Here is an 18,294-nt window from a genome sequence, read left to right as displayed (position 1 = left end):
CGCCACCGGGGAACGCTCAGCGCAGCAGGTGGGTGGTCAGCCAGTCGATCGTCTCGCGCAGGTAGGACGCCCGCGACGACCGGTGCAGCAGCTCGTGCCCCTCACCCGGGAAGAGCAGGTACCGGTGCGGGTGGTCGCGCGCGGCGAGGGCGGCGACCACCTGCTCGGCCTCGATCACCGGGACGTTGCTGTCGTTCTCGCCGTGCACCACCATCAGCGGCGCCCGCAGCCGGTCCAGCCGGTGGATCGGCGACAGGTCGCGCAGCAGGTCGGCGTCGGCCACCGGGTCGCCGTACTTGCTGATCGCGGCGGACGCGATCCACGGCTCGGTGTGCTCGTAGAAGGTGGCGAAGTCGGACATGCCGCAGACGTCGATGCCGACGTCGAACAGGTCGGGATAGGCGCAGAGCGCGGCCAGCGTCAGATATCCGCCGTAGGAGCGTCCCATCACCCCGATCCGCGGGGCGCCGGCCAGGAAGGCGGCGCAGGTCCGGACGTCCTCGATCGCGTCGTACCGCAGCTTCACGTTGTCCGCGTTCACGAAGGTGCGGCCGAAGCCGGAGGACCCGCGGACGTTCGGCGCCAGCACCGCGATCCCGCGCTGGGCGAGTGACTGGAACAGCGGTCCGTGACCGGGCCGCTCCTGCGCTTCCGGGCCGCCGTGCAGCCAGATCACCGTGGGATGCGGGCCGGGACCGGGCGGGGTGAACAGCCAGCCGGTCAGGGTGAGGCCGTCGTGCGCGGGGAAGCTCACCAGGGCGGGCCGGACGGCGTCGGCCGCGGCCGGCTCGGCGGAGATCGCCCGCAGGTCGCTCCCGTCCCGGGCACAGACCCAGACGCCGTGCGGCTGCCCCGGGCCCTCCGCGGTGAAGGCCAGCGCCGACCCGTCGAAACTCCAGGTCAGGCCGGAGACCACCGGGCCGGGCAGCGGCACGTCGATCAGCTCACCGGACCCGGAGTGGTCCAGGTCGAGCAGCGAGAGCGCCGACTCGCCGCCGTGCACGTTCCACAGCACCGCGGCGGTCCGCCCGTCCGCGGTCACCGCGAACGTCTCCACCTCGCGGTCGCCGGCGGCGAGCACCTCGGTGGTGCCGCCGGCCACCCGGACCAGGGCCGGGAACTCGCCGTCCTCGCTGCGCGCGTAGACGCACCCGCCACCCGGGCTGAACACGGCCTGCTCGCCCCGGCAGATCGTCTCCCCCTGGGTGGACACGATCCGGCGGTCGCCGCGCGGCCCGCGCCGGAGCAGGACGGCCCGGCCGGCCGGGTCGACGTCGCAGAGCGAGATCAGGTCACCGGAGGCGACCACGGTCCGGGTCCCGGCGACCACGTCGATCAGCACGGCCTCGGTCAGGTTCTCGGTCAGCGCGAGCACCGGCCGCCCCGGCAGCCACCGCGGGTTGTCCGCGGTGTCGGCGCCGAACCCGGCCACCTGGTGCAGGTCGGAGCCGTCCGGCCGGACCAGCCAGACCTCCTGCCGGGGTGCCCCGCCGGGGGCGATCTGGCAGGCCAGCCAGCCGCCGCCGGACGACCAGGCGACCGCGCTCACCGGTTCGGCGAACGCTATCTGGAAGGCCAGCTCGCTCCCGATCGGCTGCACCCACACGCTCGGGGTGCCGCTGCGGTCCGAGACGTACGCCGCATGCCGCCCGTCCGGTGACAGCGTCACCGACCAGTTCCCGGCGATCGCCGAGGTGTACAGCGAGAACGACGGCAGCACGGTGACGTCGACGCGGTGGAGCTGACCCTCCAAGACGTACCTCCTAAAGCTTTTTGTCCTGCAACCACATCTCCAGCAGCGCGATCTGCCACAGCTGGTTCGCCCCGAGCGTGGTCCGCGGGGTGTTCGGGTCGGCGAGCAGCGCGTCCACGTACTCCGGCCGGAACAGCCCGCGGTGCCGGGCCGCCGGGTCGTGCAGCGCGTCGCGCACCCTCGCCAGCATCGCGCCCTCCAGGTGCCGGATCCCGGGAACCGGGAAGTAACCCTTGGTCCGGTCGATCACCTCGTCCGGCACGAGCCCGCGCGCCGCGTCCTTGAGCACCCCCTTGCCGTCCGAGGCCAGCTTCAGCTCGGGCGGGCAGGCCGCGGCGAGCTCGACCAGCTCGTGATCGAGGAAGGGTACGCGCGCTTCCAGCCCCCACGCCATAGTCATGTTGTCGACCCGCTTGACCGGATCGTCGACGAGCATCACCTGGGAGTCGAGCCGCAGCGCCGCATCGACCGCGGTCTCCGCGCCGGGGCGGCCGAAGCTCTCCGCGACGAACGCCATGGCGTGGTCCCGGTCGAGGTGCCAGGCCGGGTTGAGCTGGGTGCCGAGCTCGTCGTGCCGACGATCGAAGAATTCTTTCGCGTACGCCTCGGCGGCCCGCTCGCGCGGCACTCCGGCGAGCGGCGGATACCAGCTGTAACCCGCGAAGATCTCGTCCGCGCCCTGCCCGGACTGCACCACCTTGACCTGCTTCGCCACGTCCTCACTGAGCAGGTGGAACGCGATGCAGTCGTGGCTGACCATCGGCTCGCTCATCGCCGCCACGGTCCGGTCGACGGCCGGCAGGAAGCGGTCCTGGCCGATTCTGATCTGGTGGTGCTCGGTCCCGAACTGCTTGGCGATCAGATCCGAGTAAGCGAACTCGTCACCGCTCTCGCCGCCCCCCGACTCGAACCCGATGCTGAACGTGGTGAGCCCGTGCTGGCCCTGCTCGGCGAGGAGCGCGACGATCAGGCTGGAGTCCAGGCCGCCGGAGAGCAGCACGCCCACCGGCACGTCCGCGACCATCCGCCGTTGCACGGCGAGATTCAACTTCTCCCTTACGGCTGCGGCCCACTCGTCCTTGGCGATTGACGACGTACGGCGGAAATCTGCCTCCCAATAGCAGCGGTCGGTGACCGCGCCGTCGGCCTTGACCACCCGCACCGTCGCGGGTGGCAGTTTCCGGATCCCGGACAGGATGGTCCGCGGCGCCGGCACCACCGAGTGGAACGTCATGTAGTGCTGCAGCGCGACCTCGTCGATCGTGGTGTCCACCCCGCCGGCCGCGAGCAGCGCCGGCAGGGTCGACGCGAAGCGCACCCCGCCGGGCGTCTCGGCCAGGTACAACGGCTTGATCCCGAGCCGGTCCCGGGCCAGCGTGACGGTCCCGGTGTCGTGCTCGGCGACGGCGAACGCGAACATCCCCAGGAAGTGCGTGACGCAGTCCGCGCCCCACCGGTGGTACGCCTTGAGGATCACCTCGGTGTCCGAGGTGGAGAAGAACCGGTAGCCGTACCCCCGGAGCTCCTCGCGCAACTGACGGTAGTTGTAGATGCAGCCGTTGAAGACCACCGTCAGCCCGAGCTCGGCGTCGGTCATCGGCTGCGCGCCGGTCTCGCTCAGGTCGATGATTCTCAGGCGCCGATGACCGAAAGCGATCCGCCCCTGCGACCAGACGCCCTCACCGTCCGGCCCCCGGGACTCGAGCGCGGGCAGCATCCGGCGGACCGCCTCCACGTCCGCGGAACGCTCGCCGTAACGGATCTCACCGGCGATGCCACACATCATCAGCCTCCCAGTAGCCAGGTGTCCTTGGACCCGCCGCCGCGCGACGAGTTGACGATCATGGAGCCGGCCGGGGCCACCCGGGTCAGCGCGGCCGGCGCGACGACCGGCTCGCCCGCGCCGGAGAAGACGAAGGCGCGCAGGTCCACGTGCCGCGGCGCGAGCTGGTGGCCGTCGAAGACCGGGTGGGTGGAGAGCTGGACCAGCTCCTGCGCCACCCAGCGGTGCGGCGCCGCCCGGATCTGCCGGCGCAGCGCGTCCAGCTCGTCGGCCGAGGCGTGCGGGCCGATCACGATCCGGTCCCCGCCGTAGCCGTCGACCGGCTTGCTGACCAGCTCGTTCAGCCGGGACAGCACCTCGGAGAGCTGCTCCGGGAGCCCGCACAGGTAGGTCGGCACGTCGGCCAGCAGCGGCTTCTCGTTCAGGTAGAACTCGATCATCTTCGGCACGTAGGCGTAGACCGCCTTGTCGTCGCCGATCCCGTTGCCCAGCGCGTTGGCCAGCGTGACGGTCTTCGCGTGCAGCGCGGCGACCAGGCTCGGGCCCAGCGGCATCCCGTCCGCGCCGGGGGAGTGCACCAGGCTGTCCTCGCCCATCCGCAGGTAGATCACGTCCACCGGGTACCGCTTGCCGTCCCGCAGCCGCTGCACCCGGCCGTCCTCGACGAACAGCTCGGTGCTGCGGACCACCGGCACGTCCATCGCCTCGGCCAGCATCCGGTGCTCGAACCAGGCCGAGTCGTCCGGGCCCTGGCTGAGCACGACCAGCGCCGGGTCGTCGCCGGCCGCCGGGCCGGCCGCGGCCAGCAGCGCCTCCCTGAGCAGCCGGGGCGTGTCCTCGACCGAGATCAGACCGCCCGGGCGGGGCAGCTCGGGCAGGATGCTCTCGGTCAGGCGGCGGTTCTGCATGGCGTACGCGATCCCGGACGGCACCCGCAGGTTGTCCTCCAGCACGCACCACTGGCCGTTCGCGTCCCGGACCAGGTCGACGCCGGCCACCTGGGCGCGGACCCCGGCGTTCGCCGCCAGCGCGCCGCTGGCCCGCAGCTCGGGCGAGCCGTCGATCACCCACTCCGGGACGATCCCGTCCGCGACGATCTGCCGCCCGTTGTAGACGTCGGCGAGGAACGCGTTCAGCGCGCGCACCCGCTGGGTCAGCCCGCCCCGCAGCGCCGCCCAGTCGGCGGCCGGGACCACCCGCGGGACCAGGTCGAACGGGAACAGCCGGGTGGCCGCCTCGCCGGCCACGCTGAACGTGACGCCGTTGGCCCGCTGCTCCTCGTCCCGGGCGTCCTCGCGGTGCCGCAGCCCGGTCGCGCCGAGCGCGGTCAGCACCGGGACGATGCCGGTGTACTCCGCGGCGACCTCGCCGGGGAACGCCTCGTCGCCGTCGACCGTGTAGGGGCTGAGCCGGGTCGGCGCCACCGGGGTGCTGGTCGCCGTGCCGCCCCGGGTCTCGGCCACCAGCAGGTCCACCACGTCCGCGATCCGGCCCCGGCGGGCCAGCGCGCGCCGCTGCCGGGAGGCCGAGCTGCCCCGGCTCAGGGCCCGTACCGACAGGTCGAAGACCTGCTCCCAGTCGCCGAGCGCCTCCAGATGCGGCCGCAGCTCGCCGACCAGGTGCTCGACCGCCAGCGCGGCCGGGACCGGCACCGGGGAGCGGGGCAGGTCGAGCAGGTCGCCCTCCAGGCCGGAGCGCGCCGCCCGCCACATCGCGGCCCGGTGCAGCGGCGGGCGGGCCGCCGGCAGCGGCCGACCGGCCCGGTAGTCCTCCTGGGCGCGCCGGACCAGCGCCCGGAACAGGCCGGCCAGCAGCACCACGGTGTCCACGTCCGGGCAGGCGTCGGTGACGCGCAGCTCCACGGTCGGCACGTGCGCGGACGGGCGCACGTCGAAGTAGACCATCTTCGGGTCGCTGATCGTCCCGGACGCGATCAGGTCGTTGACCAGCATGTCGAACTCCTCGGCGGAGTGCAGCGCGCCGCTGTCGCCGGCCGTCGGCCAGCGGGTCCAGACCAGCGAGCGGGCACTGGCGTACCCGGAGTCCTCGCCCATCCAGAACGGCGAGCTGGTCGACAGGGCCAGCAGCACGGGGAGTGACGGCGAGACCCGCTGCGCCACCGAGACCGCCTCGTCCCGGTCCGGCACGCCGACGTGCACCTGGGCGCCGCAGATCAGCTGCTCGCGGACGAGCATCTGGTACTCGCTGAGCATCCGGCGGTAGCGGGTGGTCGGGGTGACCGGCAGCGCGTCCAGGTCGACCAGGGGGACCGTGCCGGCCGCGACCAGGCCCAGGCCGAGCGATTCGGCAACCCCGATCGCCGTACGGCGTCGAGCCGTGATGCCCTCACGCAGACCGTCCAGCGTGGTGCTGACCGGCGTGTTCGTCTCCACCACCGAGCGGTGCAGCTCGGCCGAGAAGTGCTGCGGGTCGAGCTGATCGAGGATCTCCGGGGCCCGGGGGACGAGTTCTCGGGTGGCCAGATCGACGACGTGCAGCTCCTCCTCGGCGCCGAGGGTGAGCGCGTCGGGGTCGTCGGGCAGGGGGGACTCCAGCGCCGGAAGGGACTCCGTCATAGCGACCGCCTTCATGTGGTGAACTCCGCCCAGCGTTTCGATCTGTTGTGGCAGATGTGTGACGTGCCCATTTCGTGCGCTCGCCAAGCATCGTGATCACCACAGCCGCCACCGGCCCGGCGGAGGTTTCGTCGCTACCGGTAACCTCCTGTGTCGGCACCCACATCCAGCGGAGGTCCTGATGGGCAGCGTCGTCGTCATCACCGGCTCGGCCGGTCTGATCGGTTCGGAGTCGGTTCGCCACTTCGCCGCCCTCGGCATGGACGTCGTCGGTGTCGACAACGACATGCGCGGCTACTTCTTCGGCGCGGACGGCTCCACCAAGTGGAACCTGGACCGCCTGACCAAGGACATCGGCGCGAAGTACACCCACTACTCGCTGGACATCCGGGACCGCGAGGGCCTCGGCAAGCTGTTCGCCGAGTACGGCAAGAACATCGGCCTGGTGATCCACGCCGCCGCGCAGCCGAGCCACGACTGGGCGGCCCGCGAGCCGTTCACCGACTTCGACGTCAACGCGGTCGGCACGCTCAACATGCTCGAGGCGGCCCGCCGGCACGCGATCGCGGCGCCCTTCATCTTCACCTCGACCAACAAGGTGTACGGCGACACGCCGAACTCCCTGCCGCTGGTCGAGAAGGAGACCCGCTGGGAGCTGCCCGAGGACCACAAGTGGTTCGGCGGCATCGACGAGACGATGACGATCGACAACAGCATGCACTCGGTCTTCGGCGCCAGCAAGGTCGCCGCCGACGTGATGGTCCAGGAGTACGGGCGGTACTTCGACATGCCGACCGCGGTGTTCCGGGGCGGCACGCTGACCGGTCCCGGGCACTCGGCGGCCGAGCTGCACGGCTTCCTGGCGTACGTGATGCGCTGCGTCATGGAGGGCCGGCTCTACAAGATCTACGGCTACAAGGGCAAGATGGTCCGCGACGCGATCCACTCGCACGACCTGGTGTCGGCGTTCGAGGCGTTCCAGCGGGCGCCCCGGGTCGCCGAGATCTACAACATGGGCGGCGGTCGTTTCTCGAACTGCAGCCACATCGAGGCTTTCAAGATCGCCGAGGAGATCACCGGCCTCGAGGCGCGCACCGAATATGTCGACGAGAGCCGGATGGGCGACCACCAGTGGTGGATCAGCAGCACCGCGCGGTTCGAGGAGCACTACCCGGAATGGAAGCTCACCTACGATGTTCCGGCCATCCTTCGCGAGATGTACGAGGCGAACCAGGATGTCTGGAAGGCCTGATCAGGGCGCTGACAAACCGTAGGATCGTGCCGGGCGTTTTCCCGGAGAAAAGGGCCGCGAGGCCCTTTTCCCATTTCCGGAGCAGCTTTTCGGCGTTGCCGCACACGATGTGCGACTTGCTCCCACTGGCTGAGAAATGGTCGGCAAATCACTGTGGTTTACCTGTGGGTGCGCGTCTGATAATCCGCAGTTAATTATTTTTAGGTATTTTTACCTAATGTCCGACTTGACGCAGTTGTTGCGCCGGGACTTGCCGGCGTCGATCGTCGTGTTCCTGATCGCCATCCCCCTGTCGCTCGGCATCGCCGCCGCGTCCGGGGCCCCGCTGCTGGCGGGGTTGGTCGCCGCGGTTGTCGGCGGCATTGTCGCGGGCGCTCTAGGTGGCGCCCCATTGCAGGTCAGCGGCCCGGCCGCCGGGTTGACCGTGATCGTGGCGGGAGCTGTGGCGGACTTCGGGTTCGCCGGCACCGCGGCGATCGTGGCCGTCGCCGGAATCGTCCAGATCCTGCTCGGCGTCTCCCGCCTGGGACGCGCCGCACTCGCCCTCTCACCCGCCGTCGTGCACGGCATGCTGGCCGGCATCGGCCTGGTCATCGCGCTCAGCCAGGTGCACGTGCTGCTCGGCGGCGCACCGCGGAGCAGCGCCTGGGAGAACATCCGGGAACTGCCCGCCCAGATCGCCGACCACCACGGCACCGCCACCCTGCTCGGCCTGCTCACCGTGGCGATCCTGGTGCTCTGGCCGCGCCTCGTGAAAGTCTCGGTGCTGCCGGCCGCGCTGGTCGCGGTCGTCGGCGTCACCACGCTGGCCTGGGTGACCGGCGCCCAACTGGTCCGGGTCAACCTGCCCGAGGAGCCGCTCGCCGAACTCATCACCCCGGTCTGGCCGGACGCGCCGCTGCGCCGGATCACCGTCGCCGTCCTCACCATCGCCCTGGTCGCCAGCGTGGAATCGCTGCTCTCCGCGGTCGCCGTCGACCGGATGCACGACGGGCCGCGGGCCCGGCTCAACAAGGAGCTGATCGGGCAGGGCGCCGCCAACACCGTCTCCGGGCTGCTCGGCGGCCTGCCGGTGACCGGCGTGATCGTGCGCAGCTCGACGAACGTGGCGGCCGGCGCGAAGACCCGGGCGTCGGCGATCCTGCACGGCGTGTGGGTCGCGGTGTTCGTGCTGCTCTGCGCGGCCCTGCTGGAGAAGATCCCGATGGCGGTGCTGGCCGCGGTGCTGATCGTGGTCGGGGTCAAGCTGATCAACCTGGCCCAGATCCGCACCTACGCCCGGCACGGGGAGCTACCGACGTACCTGATCACGGCTTTGGGTGTGGTTCTTGTCGACCTGCTCACGGGCGTGGCGCTCGGCATGGCGACCGCCGCGGTCCTGATCCTGTGGCGGCTCACCCGGTGCGAGATCCGCACCGTGCAGCGCGCCCCGGGTGAATGGCTGGTCCGGATCAGCGGCACGCTCGCGTTCATCGAGTCGGCCCGGCTCACCCGCGAGTTCGGCGCGATCCCGCCGAACGGGGACGTCGACGTCGAACTGCACCTCGACTACCTCGACCACGGGGCGTTCGAGACGATCAAGACGTGGGAGGACCAGTACCGGAAAGCCGGCGGCCGGGTCCGCATCCACGAGGTGCACGACTCCTGGTTCCACCGGGCCACCTCGGGCCGGCTCGGCGGCAGCCGGAGCACCCCCCGCCTGGTCGGCTCCTGGACCCGCTGGCAGGGCATCGACCACCAGCGCCGGGACGCGATGGCGGCCGGCATCGCCGAGTTCGAACGCAACGTCGCGCCGATGGTACGGCCGCACCTGGCCGCCCTCGCCCGCGACGGCCAGCGGCCGGAACAGCTCTTCATCACGTGCGCGGACTCCCGGCTGGTGCCCAACCTGATCACCGCCAGTGGTCCGGGCGACCTGTTCTGCGTCCGCAACGTGGGCAACATCGTCCCACCGCACGCCTCCGCCCAGCGCCCGCTCGGATCGTCGGCGCTGCCCGGCGTCGGGGACGCGTCGGTCGGCGCGGCCATCGAGTACGCCGTCGAGGTCCTCGGGGTCACCACGATCACGGTCTGCGGCCACTCCGGGTGCGGCGCCGTCCGGGCCCTGATGTCCGGGGCGGCGGCGCCGGGGTCGTCGCTCGGAGACTGGCTCGGGATGTCCGGGGTGCACTTCACCGACCCGGGCGACGAGGAGCGGTGCTGCACGGACAACGTGGTCCAGCAGTTGGCCAACCTCCGCAGCCATCCGGTCGTGCAGACGGCGGAGGCGGCTGGGCGTTTGCGGTTGACCGGGATGTACTTCGACATCGCGGAGGCCCGGATGTACGAGGTGGACCCGATCCTCGGCGTCCACCGCGCGGTCCGGACCCAGGCTGCTTGAGAGGTTTCCACCAGCCGTTGTCGGCTTTGTTTGTTTTCGCCCGCACCCGTCGCGGACTTCGGTCTGCGGCGGGTGCCGTCCTTTCGCGCTCGGATCCGGCTTCGCGCGCTTGCCCGCGCCTTCGCGCCCGCGCCCTCGCGCCCGCGCCCTCGCCTCACACTCCGCGCCCTCGCGCCGCGCCGCGCCCTCGCCTCACACTCCGCGCCCTCGCGCCGCGCCGCGCCCTCGCGCCGCGCCGCGCCCTCGCGCCGCGCCGCGCCCTCGCGCCGCGCCGCGCCCTCGCGCCGCGCCGCGCCCTCGCGCCGCGCCGCGCCCTCGCGCCGCGCCGCGCCCTCGCGCCGCGCCGCGCCCTCGCGCCGCGCCGCGCCCTCGCGCCGCGCCGCGCCCTCGCGCCGCGCCGCGCCCTCGCGCCGCGCCGCGCCCTCGCGCCGCGCCGCGCCCTCGCGCCGCGCCGCGCCCTCGCGCCGCGCCGCGCCCTCGCGCCGCGCCGCGCCCTCGCGCCGCGCCGCGCCCTCGCGCCGCGCCGCGCCTCACACTCCGCGCCCTCGCGCCGCGCTGTGCTGACGGCCTCGCGCCGTGCCCGCGGCCTCGCGCCGTGCCCGCGCCGCGATTTGGGCTGGCGGCTCGCGTCTTGCTGCCGGCAGGTGGCGGCGCGTGGCCCGCAACGTCCGTGGCTCGCGGCAGCAGACTGCACGACCCGGGTCGTCAGGCGGGCCGGTCGCGTCCGCACATGGCCCGCCCTCCCAGGGGGCTTGGTCCACCGGGGTCATTCTGGCAAAAAGCTCGAAGATCATGTGGGTGGGCTGTGGATAACCCTCTGGTGTGGATAACCCTTGGGGGCCCGGCCGGGCGAGCTACCTTGGGCGCGGGCGATCAGAGTGGACGGAGGTGGATGGAGTCGTCGACGACGCGGGCGGTGGCCAGGGTGTCGGCGAAGGTGTCGGGAGACAGGGTCAGACCGCCGGGGATCCAGCTGATGGTGGGGCTGTCGGATTCGGTCATCGACAGCAGGATCTCGTCCGGGGCCAGGCCGGCTGAGCGCAGTGCGCGGAGCTCACGCGGGTTGACCGCCGGCGGCAGTGGGCCGTTGCCGAGGTCGGTGCCGTAGCGGACGGTCCCGCCGTGTTCGATGAAGCGCCGCAGGTTGTCGAGCGCCACCTCGTGCGCCGGATCCGGCTCGCCGTAGCCGTGGATGTCCAGGGTGCTGATCCAGGTCATCCGGGAGGCGCAGGCGCGGATCAGGTTGTCCGGCAGCGGCTCGGTCCACGGGGTGTGGGCGAGCAGGTCGGCGCCGGCTTCGAAGGCCGCGGCCACGGTGCCCGGGCCCTCGGCGTGGACGACCACCCGCAGGGCGGCCGCGTGCGCGGCGTCGACCAGGGCACGGAGCGTGGGCTGGGGGAGCGTCGGGCCACCGGTGTGCGCGGTGACCTTGATCAGGGTGGCGCCGGCGGACCAGGCCTCGGCCACGGCGGCGCCGGCGTCGGCGGCCGAGGTGACCTCGCGCCAGCTGCCGGCCGGGGCCCACGAGCGGTCGCTCGGATAGCCACCGGGCGCGATCAGAAACTGACCCGCGTAGCGGATCAGAGGCAGCCTCGCCTCACCCGGCCCGGCACCGCGGTCGGCACCGACATCCCGCTGGGCAGTGCCGGCGGGGTCGGCCTCGCGTTGGCCGGAGCCGGAGCCGGAGCCGGAGCCGGAGCCGGAGCCGGGGCTGGAGGCGGATGCGGTGGGTTGGCCGGAGCCGGTACCGGGGGCGGACGCGGCGCGTTGGCCGGGGCCGGGGGCGGCGCGTTGGGCTTGGCGGTCGGCTCGGGTGGCGAGGGCGCGGAGGGTGGTGGGGACGCCGCCGAGGTCCCAGACCGCGGCGATTCCGCCGGCCCGGACGGTGGCGAGGTCGACCAGGGCAGCGTGGACGTGGGCGTCGATCAGGCCCGGGAGGAGGGTTCCCGGGAAGTGGCGGGTGCCGTCCCGCGGGGCCATCTCGGCGGGGACCGGCTTGGCCTGGCCGTTCGGGCCGACTCGGAGGGCTACGCCCTTGCGGAGGCGGCCGCCCCACCAGATCGAGTCGGCGGTCAGCCAGTCGATGCGGGTGTCCTCGCGAGGGTCCGGGACCGCGGTCACGGTGGGGCGGGGCTCGCCGGGGCGCGGGGCTCTCGCCGTACGGGAGAAGCAGCTTTCGGCGCCGCAGCCCGCACCGCCGCAGGGGCTCGCCGCCGAAGCCGCAGGCGAGGTGGAAGAACAGTCCGGGTCCGCCGGCCGCGCGGGGGAGTGGCCCGGGTCCGCCGGATCAGAAGCGAGGTCCGACGACGCGGGCGACGCCGGCGACGTGGGCAGCGGCGGCGACGTGGGCAGCGGCGGCGACGTGGGCGGCGCGGGTGGCGTGGGCGGCGGCGGCGTGGGCGATGCGGGCGACGCGGGCGGCGTGGGCGGCGGCGGGGTGGGGGAGGGGGTGGTCACCGGTGCTTCTCGGCCAGGTCGTGGAGGGTGGTCAGGCCCTGGTAGAGCTCGCTGAAACTGGTGCTCAACGGCGCCGGCCCGATGCGCAGGCCGTCCGGGCGGCGGTAGTCCGGGATGACGCCGCTGTCCCAGAGCGGGGCGAGGAGCTGCTCGAAGCCGGGGCGGCGGAGCGTGACGTGGCCGCCGCGGCGGGCCGGGTCGCGGGGGCCGGCGACCGTGACGTCGAGCGGGGCCAGGCGTTCGTCGGCGAAGTCCAGGATGAAGCCGGTGAGCAGCAGCGACTTGGTGCGGACCGCGTCGATGCCGGCCTCGGCGAGCAGGTCCAGGTTGGCGTGCATCGGGACCATGCCGAGGATCGGCGGGGTGCCGCTGAGCAGCGCGCGGATGCCGGGCGCGGGCTCGTAGCCGGGGCCCATCTCGAACGCCGCCCGGTGGCCCATCCAGCCCTGGATCGGCTGCCGGACCGAGTCCTGCAGCTCGTGCCGCAGGTAGGCGAAGGCCGGCGCGCCGGGCCCGCCGTTGAGGTATTTGTACGAGCAGCCGACCGCGAGGTCCACCCCCCACTCGTCGAGCCGGATCGGCACCGAGCCGGCCGAGTGGCACAGGTCCCAGAGGGTCAGCGCCCCGGCCTGGTGCGCGATCCGGTTGATCTCCGGCACGTCGGCGAGCCAGCCGGAGCGGTAGGCCACGTGCGAGAACAGGACCAGGGCGGTGTCCTCGTCGAGCACCTCGCGGAGCTGATCGGCCAGGACGCCGGCGGCCGGGTCGGTGGAGATCCAGACCAGGGTGAGGCCTCGCTCGGCGGCGATGCCCTCCAGGACGTACCGATCGGTGGGGAAGTTGTCGGTGTCCAGGATGACCTTGCGGCGGCCGGGTCGCGCGTCGACCGCGGCCCGCGCCAGTTTGTAGAGCAGCACCGTGGTCGAGTCCGCGACGACGGTCTGGCCGGGCGCCGCACCGAGCGCGACCGCGCCGAGCCGGTCACCGAGGGTGAGCGGCCAGTCCAGCCAGCCGTCGGTCCAGCCGCGGATCAGCCGGCCGCCCCACTGGTCGCGGACGAAGTCGTCGAGCAGGTCGGCGGTCGCCGCCAGCGGCCGGCCGAGCGAGTTCCCGTCGAGGTAGGAGACCACCGACGGGGCCGGCAGGAACCTGTCCCGGTACGCCGCCAGCGGATCGGCGGCGTCCAGGTCGGCGGCGCGGGCGAGCAGGCTCAACGGGGAACTCCGATCTCGGTGCGGACGGCGTAGAGCTCGGGGAAGAATGTCAGATCGAGCGCCGCCTTCAGGAACGTGACCCCGCTGGAGCCGCCGCTGCCCCGCTTGAAGCCGATCGTGCGCTCCACCGTCTTGAGGTGCCGGAAGCGCCAGAACTGGAAGTTCTCCTCCAGGTCGACGAGTTCCTCGCAGGCCTCGTACGCCTCCCAGTTCTGCTCGGCCTTCTCGTAGATGGTCTGGAAGACCGGGACGAGCTCTTCGGTGAACGACCAGGCCTCGGTGATGTCCCGGGTCAGGACCGCGGCCGGGATCGGGTGCCCGTGCCGGGCCAGGTAGCGCAGGAACTCGTCGTACACGCTCGGCGTGCCGAGCAGCTCCTCGAGCAGCACGAGCGCGGCCGGCTGGTCGTCGAAGATCCGCAGCATGTGGCGGTCCTTGTTGCCGAGCAGGAACTCGACCGCGCGGTACTGGTACGACTGGAACCCGGACGACGTGCCGAGGAAGCTGCGGAACTGCGCGTACTCGGTCGGGGTCAGGGTGGCCAGCACGGACCACTGTTCGGTCAGCGTGCGCTGGATGTGCTTGACCCGGGCCATCCCCTTGAGCGCCGGTTTCAGCTCGTCCTTGGCGAGATGCGCCAGCACCGCACGCAGCTCGTGGATGATCAGTTTCAGCCAGAGCTCGGACGTCTGGTGCTGGAGGATGAACAGCAGCTCGTCGTGGTGCTCGGGGACGCTGACCGGATGCTGGGCGTTGAGGACCTCGTCCAGGTGCAGGTACTCCCCGTAGGAGAGATTGACCTTGAAATCACGGACGATCCCGTCCTCGATCGGCCTCGTTGCCGACATGCGACCACCTACCTCGTTTGGACCAGGAGATCACATCGGGCCGTGGTAGACCCAGCGGGCGTGGTGCCGGACGAATCTGCTCTTCTCGTCGAGGACGCCGGGTGTGCCGTCGTCCCGGAAGTGCGCCCGGAACGTCACGGTTCCCTCCGCGTCGAACAGCGTGCCGCCTGTGCTCTCCAGCACTTCCAGGCGTACCCAGCGTAGGCCGGGATCACTCTCGAGCGTCTCCGGGCGGGTGTCCGGATGCCACGTCGCCAGGACGTAATCGGACAGATCAAGGGCGAACGCGCTGAAGCGCGATCGCATCAGAGCTTGCGGGTTCTCCGCCGGCTTGCCGTCATGCAGAGGACCACAACATTGCGCGTACGCCGGTGACCCGCACGGGCATGCTCTCGCGCGGGGTGTTCGCTTCCCAGCCATGCCGGACAGTCTTCCTCAGCCGGCCTGTTGCTCCACGACGATCCCACTGATCACCTTCTGGCAGCGGTCCAGCTCCTCGATCAGCCCCTGCATCTCCTCGATCGCGGAGACCGCGTTCTGGGTGTCGGTGCGGATCCCGCCGACCTGGGTGCCGATCTCGCTGGTCGCGGTGGCGGTCTCGTTCGCCAGGTCCTTGACCTCGCTGGCCACCACGGCGAAGCCGCGGCCCGCCTCGCCGGCCCGGGCCGCCTCGATGGTGGCGTTCAGCGCCAGCAGGTTGGTCTGCTTGGCGATCGTGGCGATCAGTTGCACGACTTTGCCGATCTCGGTGCTGCTCGCCTCGAGCCGCTGGATCACCTGCACCGCGGTCTCCGCCGCGTGCACCGCGGCCAGGGTCGCGGTCGCCATGTCGTTGCTCACGTTGGCCAGCCGGAACACCGAGTCGCGCTGCCGGTCCTGCGCCGACCGGTCTCCCTGGCCGCCGTTTCCGGACGACCAGCTGTCGTTCTGATCCCAGTCGGTCATGTCGTGGTGATCCCTTTCTTACCGGTAGCTCCCAACATCCCACCCGGCACACCCGTCGCGTGGTGTTTTCGACGATCCGATGGCCGGTGACGAGAGGACGGGCCGGTCCCGGCCGTCGCCCGTTATGGAAGCGTGAGGTAAGCCGGATCAGCACGAAGCGCGACGACTGAACCGGGTAAGTTCGGGAGCGTCTGTCACCCGCCGTGAAACATCGCCGAAACGTCGGGCCGAAACGGTTAGGACTCCTGCAAGAATCGGTAAGCACTGTCATCGATTTCAAAAGATGGCGCAAACGGCGGTTCAGTTTTTGCAAGAGCTTGACGTAGGATTCCGCCGTGACCAAACGTCTAGCCGAAGTGGCGAAGAAGGCCGGGGTCAGTGAGGCGACCGTCAGCCGGGTGCTCAACGGGCGCGACGGCGTCTCCGAGGCCACCCGCGCGTCGGTGCTGACCGCTCTCGATGTCCTGGGCTACGAGCGCCCCACCAAGCTGCGCGGCGAGCGGGCCCGGCTGGTCGGCCTGGTGCTCCCCGAGCTGCAGAACCCGATCTTCCCGGCGCTCGCCGAGGTGGTGACCGCGTCGCTGGCCCAGCGCGGGTTCACCCCGGCGCTGTGCGCCCGGACCATCGGCGGCGTCCCCGAGTCGGACTACGTGGAGATGCTGCTCGACCACCAGGTCTCCGGCGTGATCTTCGCCGGTGGCTCCTACGCGCTGGCCGACGCCTCGCACGAGCACTACCGCCGGCTGACCGACCGGGGCCTGCCGGTGGTGCTGGTCAACGCGGGCGTCGACGAGCTCGGGTTCCCGCGGGTGTCGACCGACGACGCGGTCGCCGTCGAGCAGGCGTACGGGCATCTGCGGTCCCTGGGTCATGAGCGGATCGGCATGGTGCTCGGCCCGGAGGGGCACATCCCGTCGCGCCGCAAGCTGGCCGCGATGTTCGCGGCGGGGAACTGGTCCGACGACGCCTGGGTGGAGCGCTCCAGCTTCTCCATGGAGGGTGCCCGGGTCGCCGCGACCAAGCTGATCGAGCGCGGCGCGACCGGCATCATCTGCGCCAGCGACGTGCTCGCCCTGGGCGCGATCCGGGCCGTCCGGCGGCTGGGCAAGTCGGTGCCGGCCGACGTCTCGGTGGTCGGTTTCGACGATTCCGCGTTCATGACCTGCACCGATCCGCCGCTGACCACGGTCCGGCAGCCGATCGAGACGATGGGCCAGGCCGCGGTGGACATCCTGGTCAGCCAGATCGAGGAGGCCGGCGTCCTGCACGACGAGCTGCTCTTCGAGCCGGAGCTGGTGGTCCGGGGCTCGACCGGGCCCGCTCCCAGGTAAGAGCTCCCAAGTAAGAGCTCCCGAGCAAGGGCTCCCAGGTAAGCGCTGCAAAAACGGAACGGCCGACGACCGCGTCTTGCGGTCGGCGGCCGTTTTTTCATGCCCACAGTTCGGGCGAAAGCTGACATAGTCTCGCGAATCAGCGCGCGGTCAACATCTGCCACTTCATTGTCGTGTCTTTTCAGCGCACGATCGAAACCTTGCGGAAATGAGTCGGTCTCGCTACGGTGACTCCACTCACAGAGCTGACCACGGCGAGTGCCCGGATGTCGACTCTGCGAGACAACGGCGAACTCGAAGCAGATCAATACGTCTTGGATAACCGTTCCCGAAGGGATGGACAGATGTCCGCACCGCAGTACCGGAGGGTCGCGGCGTTCGCGCTGGCGGCCGGCCTGGGACTTGGCCTGTCGGCGTGCTCCACGAAGAGCAACGACGACAGCACCAGCGCCGACGGCAAGGTCACCATCACGGTCGACTGCATGCCGGTCGGCACCGAGAAGGACCTGCTGGCGAACTGGAACGCGGACGTCGCCGCGTTCCAGAAGGACAACCCCGACATCACGATCAAGAGCGTGAGCGTCGGCACCCAGTGCAACAACCCGCCGGACTTCACCGCCCGGCTCGCCGGTGGCACCACCACCGACGTGTTCTACGGCTACATGACCGACCTGCAGCAGGTGCTGGACTCCGGCCAGGCGATGGACATCACGTCGTACCTGACCGACGCGAACCTGCCGGCCTGGAAGGACGTCGACCCGGCCCTCAAGGCGGTGTTCACCGACGGCGGCAAGACCTACGCGCTGCCGGTCAAGAACTACTCGATGGGCCTGGTCTACAACAAGGTCCTGTTCCAGAAGGCCGGTCTCGACCCGGCCAGCCCGCCGAAGACCTGGGCCGAGGTGCGCGCCGCAGCCAAGAAGATCGCCGACGCGGACAAGAGCGTGGCCGGCTACGCCGAGTACAGCGCGGGCAACACCGGTGGCTGGCACTTCACCGCCGAGATGTACTCGCAGGGCGGCCAGATCCTGAGCGCGGACGGCAAGAAGGCCGACTTCAACAACGCCCAGGGCAAGCAGGTCCTGCAGAACCTCAAGGACATGCGGTACGGCGACAACAGCATGGGCTCGCGTCAGCTGCTCCAGTGGGGCGACCTGCTGACCAACGCGGCGGCCGGCAAGGTCGGCATGTTCGTCGGCGCGCCGGACACCACCCAGGCGATCGTCTCCCAGTTCAAGGGCAAGTACGACGACTGGGCCGTGGCCCCGCTGCCCGGCCAGGACGGCCTGGCCAAGGCCACCCTCGGTGGCGGTGACGGCTACTTCTTCAAGAAGGGCCTGACCGACGCCCAGGTCAAGGCCGGCCTGAAGTGGATCGCGTACGAGAAGCTGACCGTCGGCAAGGGTCAGTTCGACTACCCGCGGGCCAAGCCGCAGAACTACCCGGTCGGGGTGCCGCAGCCGCTGCTGTTCGCCAAGGACAGCGCGACCGCCAAGGCCGAGTTCGACCTGCGCAAGGCGAACGCGAACGTCGACCCGTCGATCTACTCGCTCTTCGAGCAGCAGCAGCTGCCGATCAAGGGTGAGCCGGCGAACGCCCAGGCGATCTACGCGGTGCTCGACTCGGCGATGTCCGGGGTGCTGACCGACCCGAAGGCCGACCCCACGGCGCTGCTCAAGACCGCCGAGGAGAAGGTCAACCAGCTGCTGGCCGCCGGTAGCTGATCCCGCGAGGAGTGCGGGCCGGTCACCGACC

The 18,294-nt window shown here is 71.3% G+C and carries 12 protein-coding genes; 4 read left to right on the top strand and 8 right to left on the bottom strand.

Going from position 1 to position 18,294, the window contains the following annotated elements:
• Nucleotides 1–16: 16 nt before the first annotated feature.
• From L3i22_RS45290 to L3i22_RS45280, 3 genes are read right to left on the bottom strand one after another with little or no spacing between them, the layout of a single operon-like run.
• Nucleotides 17–1,753 (bottom strand): prolyl oligopeptidase family serine peptidase, encoded by a 1,737-nt coding sequence (locus L3i22_RS45290; protein WP_221323587.1) that lies wholly within the window; start codon nt 1,751–1,753, stop codon nt 17–19.
• A gap of 10 nt (nt 1,754–1,763) precedes the next feature.
• Nucleotides 1,764–3,536, bottom strand: coding sequence for an N-acetylglutaminylglutamine amidotransferase (locus L3i22_RS45285; protein ID WP_221323586.1), 1,773 nt, complete (start codon nt 3,534–3,536; stop codon nt 1,764–1,766).
• A 2-nt stretch (nt 3,537–3,538) separates the two neighbouring features.
• Nucleotides 3,539–6,112, bottom strand: a complete 2,574-nt coding sequence (locus tag L3i22_RS45280) for a carboxylate--amine ligase/circularly permuted type 2 ATP-grasp protein (RefSeq protein WP_221323585.1) — start codon at nt 6,110–6,112, stop codon at nt 3,539–3,541.
• A gap of 181 nt (nt 6,113–6,293) precedes the next feature.
• Between L3i22_RS45280 and L3i22_RS45275 the strand changes: the two genes are divergently transcribed.
• On the top strand, nt 6,294–7,364 hold the full coding sequence (locus L3i22_RS45275; RefSeq protein ID WP_221323584.1) for an NAD-dependent epimerase/dehydratase family protein: 1,071 nt from the start codon (nt 6,294–6,296) through the stop codon (nt 7,362–7,364).
• 217 nt (nt 7,365–7,581) lie between these two features.
• Nucleotides 7,582–9,744 (top strand): bifunctional SulP family inorganic anion transporter/carbonic anhydrase, encoded by a 2,163-nt coding sequence (locus L3i22_RS45270; RefSeq protein WP_221323583.1) that lies wholly within the window; start codon nt 7,582–7,584, stop codon nt 9,742–9,744.
• An 873-nt stretch (nt 9,745–10,617) separates the two neighbouring features.
• Here the strand turns inward: L3i22_RS45270 and L3i22_RS54165 are convergent.
• From L3i22_RS54165 to L3i22_RS45245, 5 genes are all read right to left on the bottom strand, one after another.
• Entirely contained in the window at nt 10,618–11,865 is a 1,248-nt protein-coding gene (locus L3i22_RS54165; protein WP_255657638.1) for an amidohydrolase, read from the bottom strand.
• Between the two features lie 332 nt (nt 11,866–12,197).
• Complete coding sequence (kynU, locus tag L3i22_RS45260) at nt 12,198–13,415, bottom strand: kynureninase (protein ID WP_221323582.1); 1,218 nt, start codon at nt 13,413–13,415, stop codon at nt 12,198–12,200.
• Nucleotides 13,412–14,263 carry a tryptophan 2,3-dioxygenase gene (locus tag L3i22_RS45255; protein WP_221323581.1) on the bottom strand — a complete coding sequence of 284 codons (852 nt, stop codon included), beginning with the start codon at nt 14,261–14,263 and terminating at the stop codon, nt 13,412–13,414. The genes kynU and L3i22_RS45255 overlap by 4 nt, the downstream gene beginning before the upstream one ends.
• Nucleotides 14,264–14,293: 30 nt before the next feature.
• Nucleotides 14,294–14,683, bottom strand: a complete 390-nt coding sequence (locus L3i22_RS45250; protein ID WP_221323580.1) for a YchJ family protein — start codon at nt 14,681–14,683, stop codon at nt 14,294–14,296.
• 15 nt (nt 14,684–14,698) lie between these two features.
• Nucleotides 14,699–15,091, bottom strand: coding sequence for a methyl-accepting chemotaxis protein (locus tag L3i22_RS45245; RefSeq protein WP_370644576.1), 393 nt, complete (start codon nt 15,089–15,091; stop codon nt 14,699–14,701).
• Between the two features lie 452 nt (nt 15,092–15,543).
• Here L3i22_RS45245 and L3i22_RS45240 point away from each other — a divergent pair, with 452 nt between their 5' ends.
• Together L3i22_RS45240 and L3i22_RS45235 are read left to right on the top strand one after the other, a co-directional pair.
• Nucleotides 15,544–16,539 carry a LacI family DNA-binding transcriptional regulator gene (locus L3i22_RS45240; protein WP_221323578.1) on the top strand — a complete coding sequence of 332 codons (996 nt, stop codon included), beginning with the start codon at nt 15,544–15,546 and terminating at the stop codon, nt 16,537–16,539.
• Nucleotides 16,540–16,883: 344 nt separating this feature from the next.
• Nucleotides 16,884–18,263: an extracellular solute-binding protein gene (locus L3i22_RS45235; RefSeq protein WP_221323577.1), complete on the top strand. Its 1,380-nt coding sequence runs from the start codon at nt 16,884–16,886 to the stop codon at nt 18,261–18,263.
• Nucleotides 18,264–18,294: the final 31 nt, after the last annotated feature.

Origin of the sequence: Actinoplanes sp. L3-i22, assembly GCF_019704555.1 — a bacterium.
In the GTDB taxonomy this organism is placed as follows: Bacteria; Actinomycetota; Actinomycetes; order Mycobacteriales; family Micromonosporaceae; genus Actinoplanes.
The sequence above is the reverse complement of the archived record's forward strand: the minus strand, read 5'-3'. Positions and strand labels throughout refer to the sequence as shown.

Bases quoted from the DNA above. Each gene is read 5' to 3' on its own strand.
- L3i22_RS45285 (WP_221323586.1), bottom strand. From the start codon at position 3,536: ATGTGTGGCATCGCCGGTGAGATCCGTTACGGCGAGCGTTCCGCGGAC.
- L3i22_RS45280 (WP_221323585.1), bottom strand. From the start codon at position 6,112: ATGACGGAGTCCCTTCCGGCGCTGGAGTCCCCCCTGCCCGACGACCCC.
- L3i22_RS45275 (WP_221323584.1), top strand. From the start codon at position 6,294: ATGGGCAGCGTCGTCGTCATCACCGGCTCGGCCGGTCTGATCGGTTCG.
- L3i22_RS45270 (WP_221323583.1), top strand. From the start codon at position 7,582: ATGTCCGACTTGACGCAGTTGTTGCGCCGGGACTTGCCGGCGTCGATC.
- L3i22_RS45255 (WP_221323581.1), bottom strand. From the start codon at position 14,263: ATGTCGGCAACGAGGCCGATCGAGGACGGGATCGTCCGTGATTTCAAG.
- L3i22_RS45250 (WP_221323580.1), bottom strand. From the start codon at position 14,683: ATGGCTGGGAAGCGAACACCCCGCGCGAGAGCATGCCCGTGCGGGTCA.
- L3i22_RS45245 (WP_370644576.1), bottom strand. From the start codon at position 15,091: ATGGCGACCGCGACCCTGGCCGCGGTGCACGCGGCGGAGACCGCGGTG.
- L3i22_RS45235 (WP_221323577.1), top strand. From the start codon at position 16,884: ATGTCCGCACCGCAGTACCGGAGGGTCGCGGCGTTCGCGCTGGCGGCC.